General features: G+C 36.3%; 15 protein-coding genes. 10 read left to right on the top strand and 5 right to left on the bottom strand.

The window, feature by feature from the left end:
* Positions 1-34 precede the first annotated feature (34 nt).
* Entirely contained in the window at positions 35-874 is an 840-nt protein-coding gene (locus RQM59_RS11995; RefSeq protein ID WP_349242358.1) for a 1,4-dihydroxy-2-naphthoyl-CoA synthase, read from the bottom strand.
* 137 nt (positions 875-1,011) lie between these two features.
* Between RQM59_RS11995 and RQM59_RS11990 the strand changes: the two genes are divergently transcribed.
* On the top strand, positions 1,012-2,172 hold the full coding sequence (locus RQM59_RS11990; RefSeq protein WP_349242357.1) for an alpha/beta hydrolase: 1,161 nt from the start codon (positions 1,012-1,014) through the stop codon (positions 2,170-2,172).
* Positions 2,173-2,256: 84 nt separating this feature from the next.
* Here the strand turns inward: RQM59_RS11990 and RQM59_RS11985 are convergent, their stop codons facing one another.
* The 3 genes from RQM59_RS11985 to fsa form a co-directional block, all read right to left on the bottom strand.
* Entirely contained in the window at positions 2,257-2,670 is a 414-nt protein-coding gene (locus RQM59_RS11985) for a S1 RNA-binding domain-containing protein (RefSeq protein ID WP_349242356.1), read from the bottom strand.
* Position 2,671: 1 nt separating this feature from the next.
* Positions 2,672-4,321 (bottom strand): 2-succinyl-5-enolpyruvyl-6-hydroxy-3-cyclohexene-1-carboxylic-acid synthase, encoded by a 1,650-nt coding sequence (gene menD / locus RQM59_RS11980; RefSeq protein WP_349242355.1) that lies wholly within the window; start codon positions 4,319-4,321, stop codon positions 2,672-2,674.
* A gap of 86 nt (positions 4,322-4,407) precedes the next feature.
* Entirely contained in the window at positions 4,408-5,061 is a 654-nt protein-coding gene (gene fsa, locus RQM59_RS11975) for a fructose-6-phosphate aldolase (RefSeq protein ID WP_349242354.1), read from the bottom strand.
* Between the two features lie 274 nt (positions 5,062-5,335).
* On the opposite strand from fsa, the gene RQM59_RS11970 reads away from it, so the two are divergent.
* From RQM59_RS11970 to RQM59_RS11930, 9 genes are all read left to right on the top strand, one after another.
* The gene (locus RQM59_RS11970; RefSeq protein ID WP_349242353.1) at positions 5,336-6,070 is read left to right on the top strand and encodes a hypothetical protein; all 735 of its coding nucleotides are present in this window, start codon (positions 5,336-5,338) and stop codon (positions 6,068-6,070) included.
* A 188-nt stretch (positions 6,071-6,258) separates the two neighbouring features.
* Positions 6,259-7,008, top strand: a complete 750-nt coding sequence (locus RQM59_RS11965; RefSeq protein ID WP_349242352.1) for a DUF6090 family protein — start codon at positions 6,259-6,261, stop codon at positions 7,006-7,008.
* A gap of 31 nt (positions 7,009-7,039) precedes the next feature.
* The gene (locus RQM59_RS11960; protein WP_349242351.1) at positions 7,040-7,645 is read left to right on the top strand and encodes a hypothetical protein; all 606 of its coding nucleotides are present in this window, start codon (positions 7,040-7,042) and stop codon (positions 7,643-7,645) included.
* Between the two features lie 59 nt (positions 7,646-7,704).
* Positions 7,705-8,040 carry an avidin-fold protein gene (locus RQM59_RS11955; protein ID WP_349242350.1) on the top strand — a complete coding sequence of 112 codons (336 nt, stop codon included), beginning with the start codon at positions 7,705-7,707 and terminating at the stop codon, positions 8,038-8,040.
* Between the two features lie 302 nt (positions 8,041-8,342).
* Positions 8,343-9,305: a helix-turn-helix domain-containing protein gene (locus RQM59_RS11950; RefSeq protein ID WP_349242349.1), complete on the top strand. Its 963-nt coding sequence runs from the start codon at positions 8,343-8,345 to the stop codon at positions 9,303-9,305.
* Between the two features lie 99 nt (positions 9,306-9,404).
* Positions 9,405-11,009, top strand: coding sequence for an alpha/beta hydrolase family protein (locus RQM59_RS11945; RefSeq protein WP_349242348.1), 1,605 nt, complete (start codon positions 9,405-9,407; stop codon positions 11,007-11,009).
* Between the two features lie 174 nt (positions 11,010-11,183).
* Entirely contained in the window at positions 11,184-11,561 is a 378-nt protein-coding gene (locus tag RQM59_RS11940) for a DUF2200 domain-containing protein (RefSeq protein ID WP_349242347.1), read from the top strand.
* Positions 11,562-11,594: 33 nt separating this feature from the next.
* A complete protein-coding gene (locus RQM59_RS11935; RefSeq protein WP_349242346.1) occupies positions 11,595-12,056 on the top strand; it encodes a hypothetical protein in 462 nt (153 codons plus the stop codon).
* A gap of 33 nt (positions 12,057-12,089) precedes the next feature.
* Entirely contained in the window at positions 12,090-12,821 is a 732-nt protein-coding gene (locus RQM59_RS11930) for an aspartate/glutamate racemase family protein (protein ID WP_349242345.1), read from the top strand.
* A gap of 4 nt (positions 12,822-12,825) precedes the next feature.
* On the opposite strand, the gene RQM59_RS11925 is transcribed toward RQM59_RS11930, so the two are convergent.
* Positions 12,826-13,629, bottom strand: a complete 804-nt coding sequence (locus RQM59_RS11925; RefSeq protein WP_349242344.1) for an SDR family oxidoreductase — start codon at positions 13,627-13,629, stop codon at positions 12,826-12,828.
* Positions 13,630-13,673 lie beyond the last annotated feature (44 nt).

Raw genomic sequence — 13,673 nt, 5'->3', positions numbered from 1 at the left:
GTCAATGCTCGACCTGACACCATTATCGATACATTTATGGGATCCACTTCTTTGGGAAGTTTGGTTTTCTTTTTTCTAAGAACGCATCCCTTCCTTCTTTTGCTTCATCGGTCATGTAGGCTAATCTTGTAGCTTCTCCTGCAAATACCTGTTGCCCTACCATTCCATCGTCGGTAAGGTTCATTGCAAACTTTAACATCTTAATAGACGTCGGTGATTTTGCTAATATCTCTTGTGCCCATTCATATGCGGTTGCTTCCAGATCTACGTGCGGAATTACAGCATTGACCATACCCATTTCATACGCTTCTTGTGCAGAATAGTTTCTTCCTAAAAAGAAGATCTCTCTCGCTTTCTTTTGTCCTACCATCTTTGCTAAATACGCTGAACCGTATCCTCCATCAAAAGAAGTAACATCAGCATCCGTCTGTTTAAAAATAGCATGCTCTTCGCTCGCTAGTGTTAAATCACAAACTACGTGTAAACTATGCCCGCCTCCAACGGCCCATCCTGGCACTACCGCAATTACTGCCTTTGGCATAAAACGGATCAAACGTTGTACTTCTAAAATATTTAAACGATGATACCCATCATCTCCCACATAACCTTGATGTCCACGTGCTTTTTGATCTCCTCCCGAACAAAACGAATATACCCCATCTTTACTGGAAGGTCCTTCTGCAGAAAGTAACACCACCCCTATGGAAGTATCTTCACCTGCGTCGTAAAACGCATCGTATAACTCAGATGTTGTTTTAGGTCTAAACGCATTTCTTACATCAGGTCTGTTAAACGCAATTCGTGCCACCCCATTAGATTTTTGATATGTGATATCTTCGTATTCTTTTACGGTGGTCCATTCAGGTTGTATCATAATTTACTATTTGGTACGTTACTATATTGTGATACACAAAAATAAAACATTAGCGTTGTATTGACTATTTTTACATCTGATAATTTATTTTAAATTCTAAAATGAATTTCTTTTATTTGATAAACCCTATATCCATTATGAAAAAAATATTTGCCTTTCTATTGATCATTTCTTCAGCAACTGTGTTTGGACAAAAACTGATCACAAAAAAGTTTACTTCTCAATATTTGAATCAAAGTAGAGATCTACGTATCTATTTACCGGAAGGTCACGACACGGATTCTATTTCTAATTATCCGTTGGCCATCGTATTGGACGGAGAAAAACTATTTGACCTGTATGTTGGAAATGCCAAGTTATTTGCACAAGCAGATCATGCACCAAAACAGATCGTAGTGGGTATCGATATGAAAAAGACAAGGGCCAAAGATGTTTCTTTCGATCCACTAAACAGCAAACTTACTAGCTTCAGTTCTAATTTCTACTTGTTTATTAGAGATGAATTGATCCCTTATATTGAAGGAGCGTATAAAACCTCTCCCTTCCTAACTATTGTTGGACAAGGGACCGCAGGGAATTTTATCACACATTTCCTAAGAGAAAAACTGCAAGTGTTTAATGCGTATATCTGTATCAACCCCACATTCGCTCCAGATATCAACAGGCAGATTGAAAGTTATAAGCTAGACAAACTTAAACGAGAAGACAATACCTTCTATTTCTACGTAGCTGGAAATCCTTATAAAAGTGAAAAGCGAAAGGTACTTACAGATCAATTTGGTACTTATTTAAAGAGTTTCGAGGTCCCTAACTTTCATGTAGTGTACAATGATTTTAAGACTTCTCCCTCTACAACATCTATCTATAGCGAAGCGATGGGGAGATCCTTTGCCAAGGTCTTTGAGATCTACTCTGGAATCTCTAAAATTGAATTTGAAGAAAAAGTAAAGGAGCTATCTCCTCCAGATGCGATTACCTATTTAGAAACTAAATATTTGGACATTGAGTTTTTATTTGGTTCCAATATCGGAATCAGACCGCAAGATATATTTGCAGTAGAAAGCATCATTATTGACAAAGAGAACGGTGATTATTTAGACGATTTTGGAAAAATGATCCTAAACGTATATCCGAATTCTCATTTAGGCGATTACTATCTTGGTCTCTACTATGAAACTGGGAAGAACTATAAAAGAGCCTTAGAGATGTATAGAAAAGGATATGGAAAAATGGATCCAGATGATCCTAAATCAGATCTATTTTATCGAAATATAGAAAGGGTACTGGGGAAGCGATAGTCCAATATTAACTGCTAACGTGAGTTTATTAGGTCTGGACTCCGCTCGACCTGACATATCAATTTTGTACTCTGGAAATAATGTTTATTTTACCAGCTCAATCCTATCGGACTTAAGTTCGATCTTTTTTGCTCTGTATAAGTTTCCTACCGCTTTTTTAAAAGCTTTCTTGCTCATTTGCAAGTGAAACTTAATGGACTCTGGAGAACTTTTATCTGTAAGTAAGAGGAACCCGTCTTTTTGAAGCTTGTCCAAGATTTTTTGAACATCAGTATCAATCACGTTTCTAAATCCCTGAGGACGTAAAGAAACATCGATCTTTCCATCTTCTCGGATGTTTTTAATATAGCCAGTCGTTTTTACGCCTTCATCCAAAGCAGTAAATACATCACTATTGAATAGCAAACCTTCAAATTCTTCATCGATTAAAACTGAATACCCTAAGGCGGTTTGAACGCCTATCACTAAATCTACCTTGTCTCCTACTTTTAAATCCATACTATCTTAAATAATTGATATACTCTTTTAATACTCGATCATTTGCACCATTTGGTGTAAAGATCTCCAATACTTTTGGTCGATCTGAATCTTGATACCAGTTTTCCAATATAGACTCAACAGACTCAATATCTGAAGCAGTACTATATTCGAAATCAAACATCCTACATAGATGTTCCGCTGTTAATCCATGTGGTGTTTCAAAATACGGTAACGCATTCGTCGAAGCCGGCCCTGGGATGATCTTAAAAATTCCACCTCCATCATTGTTCACTAAAATGATCCTAAAATTAGAAGGAATATGTGTATTCCATAAGGCATTGCTATCATAAAAGAAACTGAGGTCTCCAGTAATCAAGGTGGTTTGCGTATCTGAAGCATAGGCAGCACCTATGGCTGTACTCGTACTTCCGTCAATTCCGCTCGTTCCTCGATTACAAAACACGGTAACGGTCTTGTTCATTGGGAAGAGTTGCGAATATCGAATAATAGCACTATTGCTAAATTGTACTTCTGAATGGTCTGGAATCGATGCCAACACCTTTTCAAATACTTTAAAATCTGAATACGATGCCGATTTTAAAAAATCTACATGTTTTTGATAGGTATGATCTCTATATCCGATCCATGTAGTTTCATAGGTACTATCTTCTTTATACTGCATCAATGGGCTAAAATGAGTAAAGAAAGAACGACTATCGATCTTGATATGCTTTGTCAAAGCATGATAGGTATCAAACGCACGTAATTCATTTACATGCCAATGTTCTTTTGGTTGATAGTCCCGTAAAAAACGTTTGATCTTTTTCGATACGATCAATCCACCGAACGTTAACAGAATATCAGGTTGCAAAGACGTGAACTCTTCATCGGTAAGGTTAAAGATCAGATTGTCAATGGAACTAATAAAGCTCTTGTTGTGTAAGTTCGAAGTTGTTTCTGTCAATACCAATACAGACGGATCATCCGCTACTTTGTCTAACAGTATTTCTAATGCAGCATCTGGGTAATGCACCCCTACCAAAATCATCTTTTTTGCAGCAGCATTCCATTGTGCAGCTAGCGCTTCGTAGTTAATTTCATCAACAGGATTAGAATCCTCGATTACAATTTTAAACGTGTCCATGGTAGGTACTGTTTCATACAATGGCTCATCAAATGGTGCGTTGATATGAATAGGTCCCTTTACATGAGTTAACAATGAAAACGCTTTTACCAAAGCTCTCATATTATTGTCAGAAGCACCTTCTCTTAGATTCGCACTGTGTAGAATATGATTCTGAAATACGTTTTCTTGGCGAATGGTTTGTCCATCTCCAATATCGATCAAGTGTTTTGGTCGATCCGCAGAAATAACCACCAAGGGAATCTGACTATAATAGGCTTCTGCAATGGCAGGATAATAATTCAACAACGCAGAACCCGAGGTACATACAATGGCTACCGGTTTTTGTCGTTGCTGTGCAATTCCTAATGCAAAAAATGCCGCACAACGCTCATCTACAATACTAATGGTTTCAAAATCGGGATGATTTGTAAAGCCAATGGTTAGCGGAGCATTCCGTGAACCTGGAGATATGACAACCGTATCAATCTCAAATTGATGGCAGGCAGAAAGTAGTAGTTGAGCAAGTTCTTTTTTAGGATACATGAAGTATTATTCTATGACAAAATTACCGTTAAAAAAACAAAATCCATACGATTGTACGGATTTTGTTTTTGATGCTAGTATAGGAATTAGTTTCCTTTTTGGTAGTCTGCTAAGAACTTAGCCAACCCAATATCCGTTAAAGGATGCTTTAATAAACCTTCAATAGCGCTTAAAGGTCCCGTCATTACATCGGCTCCTAATTTAGCACAATCAATAATATGCATGGTATGACGTACTGACGCTGCTAAGATCTCTGTTTCGAATAAATAGTTATCATAGATGGTTCTAATTTCAGCGATCAGGTTTAAACCATCGGTAGAGATATCATCTAATCTTCCAATAAATGGCGATACATAGGTCGCTCCTGCTTTGGCTGCTAATAAAGCTTGCCCTGCAGAGAACACTAGGGTTACGTTTGTTTTAATGCCTTTATCTGCAAAGTACTTACATGCTTTTACACCATCTTTGATCATCGGTAATTTTACCACGATCTGCGGATTTAAAGCAGCCAATGCTTCTCCTTCTTTGACCATTCCTTCGAAGTCTGTAGAAATTACTTCTGCAGATACATCTCCGTCTACGATCTCACAGATCGCTTTATAATGATTGATAATATTATCTGCTCCGGTAATCCCTTCTTTTGCCATTAGGGAAGGGTTGGTGGTTACACCATCTAGAATCCCTAAGGCTTGTGCTTCACGGATCTGATCTAAGTTTGCAGTGTCTATAAAAAATTTCATGCGTTGTTGTTTAAAAAGTATCTATGTTGTGTTGTTTTTTCATGGCAAATATACGTTGAATCCCTACTTTAAAAAACAAGATATAGGGTAAACCTTTACGCAACTTATTAACAAGTGCATTGCAACAGAAATGTATGCTCAATTTTAGTATCTTTATAAAAAATGGTAAACGAGAACAAAAGTTCGGTATATCCGGAAATAACAACCCATAAACAGGAACTTTACGCTCCATATAACCAGTTATGTGCAAGCTGTGAAAAACAACACTCAAAAAATGAAATACAGTAAAGACGACATATTACAGATGCTGATTTCTCAATATCAATTTCAAATTGAATTTGACCCAGTTGTTGTTAAAGGAATGGATTTTGATTTCGAAAGTTCAACCTTTGAATGGATAGACGCGTGTGATTTGGTTGACCCAAAAACATTGGCAAAAATCTATCACAAAGAATTCGGAATTGATAGACCACTTTCTGAATTAGAAAGTATTTTAATAGACGAGAATAACAGAACTGTGTCGGACTTTTGTGAATACATTTCTAAACACGCTAAAAGAGAAAGTATTGATCCAATTAAATTATTGGGACAGAATTGCCAAACCGCATCAATATTTAGAACATTAAAACAAAATCTGACTAAAAAAGGAGCTGACACGACTGAATTAAAACCGAGTTCTGAAATCAATCCATTTTTTCTAAAATATGGTGGGATTTTAATTGATGAAGTTAATAGAATTGCGCCAGGGACAATGTCTGAATTTGAATATAAATCGCATAAATTATCTCGGATTGGACGAAATATAATGTTCATCGGATTTTTTGCTATGATTGGAATATGGTGGATTTGGAATTTTAATTGGTGGCTGATTTTACCAATAATTCTTGGAATTGTAATATTCCAAATTGGAGACAGAAAACAACCAGAAAAATTAAATCTTGGTGGATTTCAAAACTTCCGAGAATTGATTTATGGAATGGAAAATAAATTAAAAAAAGCCAGCACATAACAATGGCTATAAGTAATTGCTGGTTCTCGTCTACTTTGGAAATTCCTGCGGAATTTCCAACTTGGTGTGTACTTGCAAAGTTAATCGTTAACCCACGCAACTACTCATAGCCGAGACCGTTGTGCTTCATTAATTCTCACTCTTACGGAATTAAATAATTATTCTAACTTTATAGAAACTTCCAACCAATGATCAAATTCTTTAGAAAAATTAGACAAAATTTACTCTCAGAAGGAAAAACTGGAAAGTATCTTAAATATGCTATAGGAGAAATCATTCTTGTTGTAATTGGAATTTTGATTGCATTACAAATTAATAGTTGGAATGATGAAAGATTGAATAGCGTCAAAGAATATACATTTTTAAATGAATTAAGTAAGAGTATCGAATCAGATATAGTTTACTTTCAAAAGCAAGATTCCATTCGGACTGCTTATGAATCTAACTCGGATAAAGCACTTTTGATGTTTTATGATGCAAAAAACTATAATGATTTACTTTTAGTGGATTCTTTATTCACTTTTCAATGGGGTGACTGGGAAATAAGTAGAAGTGTTTATGAAGAGATGTTAAACACTGGCAGTCTTTACACATTAAAAAATGATAAACTCAAAGATAAAATTGCCAACTACTATACACTCATTGAATCTAGAGTATATGCCCTTAAGAAAATAAATGATGTGTCAATCAAACTAAGTGAAAACACTGTTTTATATCAGTTAGAACTTTTACGCAATTCTAATGGAGCATATAATGGGAAACTAAAGGACGCTTGGATTGGAGATCCAAATTCCTCAGAATTTATGTCGTTATACAAATTTTACAGGTTCACCAATTCAAACTGCAATACTTATAGAAGAATGTTTGGAGCGCAGATTTTGAAAAGAGGTAATGAGTTACTAGAAGAGTTAAATAATGAATTGAACTTATCAAAATAACGAAAGCACAACAATGTGTATAATTCGAGAAATGAAAAACCAAACAATAAATATCATTATTCTGACTGTACTCAGTTTTACCATTTTTGGCTGTGCTTCATTTACTAAAAAAAGGTTTCGGAATGAAGTTGTAAATCTTGAAAAAGTTGAATTAAGTAAACTTACTGGTAATTATTCTTTAAATCCGATAAGAAGGTATTATAGTTTAGGAAAAGAAGGGGCAAATGACAAAATCTCTGATTCTCTAAAGAAAAATAACGGATATTATTTTTTGACTAATGAAAGAAAGAGTGAATTTGATTCTTTGAAAAAAAGTGAGAGTGAATATCTTTTAAGTTTAAATCTGAAAAACGCGAGCAAATTAAAAGTGGAATTGCTTGAAAACTCAAAAGTGATTGCTGATACAATATTTGAAGGGAAGCATAAAAACGGAATGTTTTATATAGAGAATAAATATCTTGATTGTAATGGTATTCCTTTTCTATTTGGAGGTTGTCGAAATAATAAAAGGAGAATAGGATTGACTAAAAATGGAAATTTACTAATCAATGAAGCTGTAAGTAATGAAGGAGCTTTATTATTTATAATCGGGTCTGGATACAGTTATAATCTGACATATGAATATAAACGAAGATAAAAAACGTCAAGAACCGCACAAAATAGTGTTGGCAACAATTTTAAATTCAATATTTTATAATGAATTACAACAATAAAATTTTTAAACCAATTGAAAATTCTGAAAACGGGGAAACGACAGGAGAAACCGTCTTTGTATATAAACAAAACGGAAGAGTATTGACGTCAGACTACAAAGGTGGGCAAATTATAAAAGGACATTTAATTGGATTAGTGGATGACGATGGGAAAATTGAAATGCGGTATCATCAAGTAAACAGCAAAGGAAAGTTAATGACAGGGATCTGTTTCTCTAAGCCCAAAATAATGCCCAATGGAAAAATACGATTGTACGAAACCTGGAAATGGACTTCTGGCGATAATTCAAGTGGAGAAACCATTTTAGAAGAAGTTTAAATTGATACTATTCTTGTCAACCACGTTTACAAGTTAATGCTCTGATGCATATGTACTAGGAAAATCATGCAGATATTCCTCTGATTCGTTTTCTTTTGATAACTTAGTTCTAGTCAACCTGTCTAACAATAGGTAGACATAACAAACTATACACAAACAAGTTGTACATGCATTTAGAGATTTCACTTATACAACTGATTATTATATGCTCGGTACTTAACGGGTTGGTGTTTGCTTTTCTGCTCTTTGAGAAACGTGAAAATCGGCGGGCGAACCGCTTTCTATCCCTGACCATCATTTCTATGTGTCTTACGTTTACGCCTTTTATTCTGGATATTCGAATTTGGAATTCGTACCAGTGGCTTTCATGGCTCCCCTTTTCCTTAGCCTATTGGATCGGTCCTGCGTTCTATTTCTATATAAAGACACTAACAGAAGGTGTCACTGCATTTCAAAAAAAGCACCTCTGGCATTTTTTACCTATTATATTGAACTATCTCCATAGCATTTATCATGCAGTTTTAGACTACAGTGACCATTCGCCGTTACTTCACCATATCACTGAACTGTTCGAATCATTCGCTATACTCTCTGTCATGATCTACCTGATACTTTCTTTCCGATTGGTCAGATCATACCAGCGTTCACTGTTACATAAAGTCTCGTATACCGAGTTGATCGATCTTCGTTGGGTGAATCAGTTTATATTCATCACAGCAGGTTCCTTTATCATCATATGGATCTTTGTTATTGAAGGTGTCCTATTAGGCGGGAAATTTGCTCCCCTGGAATGGACCGAGCCCAGAGCCTTTATGTTACTTACGTATTCGGGAGTACTCTATTGGTTAAGTATCAGCGGATTTAAACAGGCGCAAACATTTCGAATAGTCCATTTAGAGGAAACGAACGGACAACATCATGATGATCATTCTGAAGTGATTCAAAAGTTACGTTCCATCATTGAATCCGATACCTTGTACCGAAACCCGGAGTTATCGCTGTCTGACCTTAGTGTCTCCGCAGCTATTTCTGAACGGGTCATTTCTAATGCCATCAATCAGGAACTAGGGAAAAACTTCTTTCAATTCATTAACGAATATCGTGTTGAAGAAGTAAAAGAACTATTGAAAGATCCCAACAATAATCACCTGAAAATACTTAGTCTGGCTTATGACGCAGGGTTTAATTCTAAAGCCAGCTTTAATCGAGTATTCAAATCCTATACCGGGCAAACACCAAATCAATATAAATCTGAAAATAGTTAGTCTTTTACAGGTTTTGGGACGTGAAAACTGGTATTGAGACCTCCTTGATCTCCTCTTTTTCTATTTTAGCTTAACCCATGTTAATCTAATACTATACATATGAAAATGACCGCAGCTAAAAGATATACAGCAATCCTTATCCTATTTGTTTTAATAGGATGTCAACAACAAGATACAGTTAATAACTTTCCCATCATGGGCAATCTTCCTATGGGCGAATATCCGGTTGGGTTTCGAGCATTATTTACATATGACGACGCCAAAAATGCCGTTCCTTTTTCAGATTGGGATGGAAACTTATACCCGGAACATACCTCCGGTGAAGGTCGCCAATATCAGATCAATATATGGTATCCCGCACAAGCAGGTTCTGGTACTCCGCTAAAATATGTGGATTACATTGATCTCATGGGTAGACAGACCAATTTTGGTGAGTCCGAAAAACAAAAAAACTTCGCAAGGCAAATATTTATCACGCAGACGCGAAAGCTGAGAAATATTAAAGAGCCGGAAAATAAGACCGAATTAAATACGGCACAATTAAACCAACTTCTAGATCTGCATGTTCCTGGGCGTTTGAATGCTACTGCCGCAAAGGGAAAATATCCTGTGGTCCTGTATCCAAATGGAAGTAGTCCGGCGTATCAAAACATTACCTGTGAGTTTTTAGCAAGTCACGGATACATCACGGTTGCTTTTGCACCTAAAGGCAGGTTTTCTTCTGGAATGGAAATCTCCACCATAGGCTTAGAAGTAGCAGTCGATGATCTGGAGTTTGTACTAGGAAAGATCGCTGAGGAGTCAAATGCGGATATGGACCAGGTTGCTATACTTGCCAATGCGATTTCTAGCTCCGTAGGAGCGGCTGCAATATCAAGGAATGAAAAATTCAAGGCATTGATCAGTCTGGAAGGAGGGTTCATAAGCGCTTTTGAGCAAAGACTTTTAAACGGATCAGCATTCTATCAACCCCAGAATATCCAGGTACCGATCTTATTCATTTACTCACCACATCCATCCATAGACCCAAAATACGCATCACATTTAAAGTATGCGGATCAATATTACGCACACTTCTCCAAGATGTCGGAGTTTGCTATGCTGAATTATGGGATGTTTGATGCATTCATTCCAGACATTATTGGAAAGCACTCAGGGAATACCCAAAAAGGGTTTGAAGCAGCGAATGAATTGGTATTAAGATTTCTAAATCAAAAGATAAAAGGAACACAAGGAGATCTGTTTGATGCTACTTTTATAGCATCCAGAGATCATATTGATACTACCTTCGCCCTGCCCCGTTTACCTGCTCCGCCAAACATGGCGATCCTTAAAGATATTTTTAGAAAGGAAGGCTTTGCTGCGATCGAAAATATATATCAACAGCTAAAGTCAGACGGAAATACACAACCTTTCTCAAAGGAATTCTACACGGATTACCGAAACTGGTTGGCCTGGAAAAAAGACGAAGATTATCAATATCGTTTACGATTGTATGAATTGGCGTATGATAGCTATCCGGAATCTGCGAGGATCAACTATTACATGGCCAACTACTCCATGAAAAGAACATTGAATGAACAAGCAAAGCGTTTCTATCGTCAAGCTTTATCATTATCTGAATTAGATGAAGACCTGAGTGCCAGTGAAAAAACCAATTTAAGAAAGTATGCAACAGAAGATTTGAAGAGTTTGATGAAATAATGTTGAACTTTTAAGAAGCTTCCATCCTTAAATTTTAAAAAAACAATTGCCAAATACTAACTAAAATCTGTTCGTTGACGGACAGGTTTCGTTTGTATTTAGTAAATTAGTTATCCAAATATCCGTAAGGATAGCGAAAACCGTTAGTGTCAATCAAGTCAAAATCAACTAAAAATGCAAGTCACAGAAAAAAAAAATGAACAAGTTGCGAATATGATATTTGCATCCATCTATCCACATTATCTGAACAGGTTGGAGAAAAATGGTAGAACAAAAGAAGAACTCGACCAGGTAATTACATGGTTTACCGGTTATGATCAAGATACGTTGCAAGCATTGATGAATGAAAAGGTAACGTTCGGAACATTTTTTCAAAAAGCGACCATACATCCAAACGCACACATGATTAAAGGAGTCGTTTGCGGGTATCGCATTGAGGAAATAGAAGATGAATTCGAGCTGTATAAACGATGTAGACAAATGGAAAAACTGATCGATGAATTGGCAAGAGGTCGTAAAATGGAGAAAATTTTGCGTGAAGAAAAGAAGTAAATAAAACGAACCGATTAGTACCATTTACACATTATGATTAAAAAACTTCTATTCCTCTTAACCATTTGTTGTTGTGTTTTGAACTCTTATTCACAGAACATTTATAAAATCAAATTAGAAGGTTGTGATACAGAACAATTTGCTTTAGAAAGTAAACACAAAACTGCTAAGCTACACACTGAAGAGCTGACCACATTCTTAACAGAAAATATTTCAGAAAACACGCGTAAAAAAATAAGAGGGACTCTTAAACTTCAAATCATTGTTTATACGAACGGAAGATCGTGTTTATTAAGCTATGAAAATGCTACGAATGTTACATCAAGTATGTTAGAAATTGAAAAACTAAAGGGCTTGATTGACTCAAAACTAGTATGGGAAAATGGAAAGAAAAATGTTGCTGCTTTGATAGAAATTAAATTCAAAAGAAAGAAGACCCTCTTAACACGCTACGGAATGGATGCCATATCTGGATGGCACGAGTTAAAAAAGTAGAAACGCAACAACATGCATACTTAAATTAGAACAATGAAAGAGATAAAAAATATAGGCATTTGCGCACATAGTTACGAAGGAGGTTCCTTATGCTTTATAACAGCCTGCAGAGAAGGTGCCACTATAATGGGGCCTCATATGCATCCCAATATTATGTTAAGTGCTATCCCCATGGGGCTTAGTATGGAGGCCTGGGAATCCGATAATTATGCTGGAGTGGCTAAGCATTTGTACGATGGAGTACTTCAAGTTTCAAAAGGAGGGGCAGATTTTTTTATCTGTCCAGATAATACCGCTCATATTGTTTTGGAAGAAATTGTCTCTAAACTTCCCATTCCTGGACTTCATATTGCCGATGTTGTATGTCATGAAATAATTACTCAAGACTGGAAAAAAGTAGGGCTTTTAGGCACAAAATGGACCATGGATGGTACTGTATACCGAAACATTCTTAACAACAGGGGCCTTTCTGTGTTAACACCCAAGGAGTCCGTTAAGGTAAAAATCAATAATGCGATCTTTGATGAACTCTGTCAAGGAATCATACATAAAAAAACAACAGAGCTGTTTATAGAAGCCATTGATGATTTAAAAAAAGAAGGGGCTGAATGTGTCATTCTCGGATGCACTGAAATTCCGTTAATTATACATGCAGAAAACTCATCACTTCCTATTTTAGACTCTACCCGGTTGCTCGCTAAGCACGCTGTTGAACTAGCTGTTTCGGAAGTTAAAGTTCCTAGTAGTGGTTGGATAAAACTATAGGTTGTTACAACTTATAATGGTTCATTAACAATCGTTCATACACTTTATCTGGTAAGATACGTTTGAGTACAATCGAGAATTTCTCCATAAACCCTCCCACTTTATAGTGAACTTTTGGGTTCTTTGTTTTTATGATTTGATACACTTTCTTTGCCATTTGTTGTGGATCCATTCCGCCATCGACATGGGCATCCATGAGATCTAAATTCTCTTGATACTTTCGTTTATAAGCCGAATCTTCAAATACTGGTGTGTGATATCTCCCTGCGGCAATATTCGTAGCAAAGTCACCTGGAGCAATATTTGTCATATGAATTCCGAATTCTTTTACTTCCATACGCGCTGCCTCTGTAATCAATTCAAAAGCGCCTTTCGTAGCAGAATACACTCCTCTAAAAGGCAATCCCATATAGCCAGCTATAGAAGTTACATTAATGATCAGCCCAGATTGCTGCTTACGCATTTGTGGTAGCACTCCCTTCATCACATCGATAGCTCCAAAGAAATTGGTATCAAATACTTTTCGCATTTCATCCGTAGGAGTATCTTCTATTGGTCCTGTAATACCCATTCCTGCATTGTTGACCAACACATCTAATCGACCCGCTTTCGCTACAATATGCGTAACTGCTTTTTTTATGGTTTCTGTATTCGTTACATCCAAAGCGATCAGTTCAAAAGGATAAGAATCCTGATTCTTTGGATTTCTACTAGTACCATATACCGTGTATCCTTTTTGGGTAAGAAACTCGCCAATAGACCTTCCTATTCCAGAAGACGCACCTGTGATTAAAACTACTTTAGACATGCAGTGTTTGATTTAGATGTACAAATATGATAAAAGAAATTGAA

The organism is Asprobacillus argus (genome assembly GCF_032248395.1).
Taxonomy (GTDB): Bacteria; Bacteroidota; Bacteroidia; order Flavobacteriales; family Flavobacteriaceae; genus Polaribacter; species Polaribacter argus.
The sequence above is the reverse complement of the archived record's forward strand: the minus strand, read 5'-3'. Positions and strand labels throughout refer to the sequence as shown.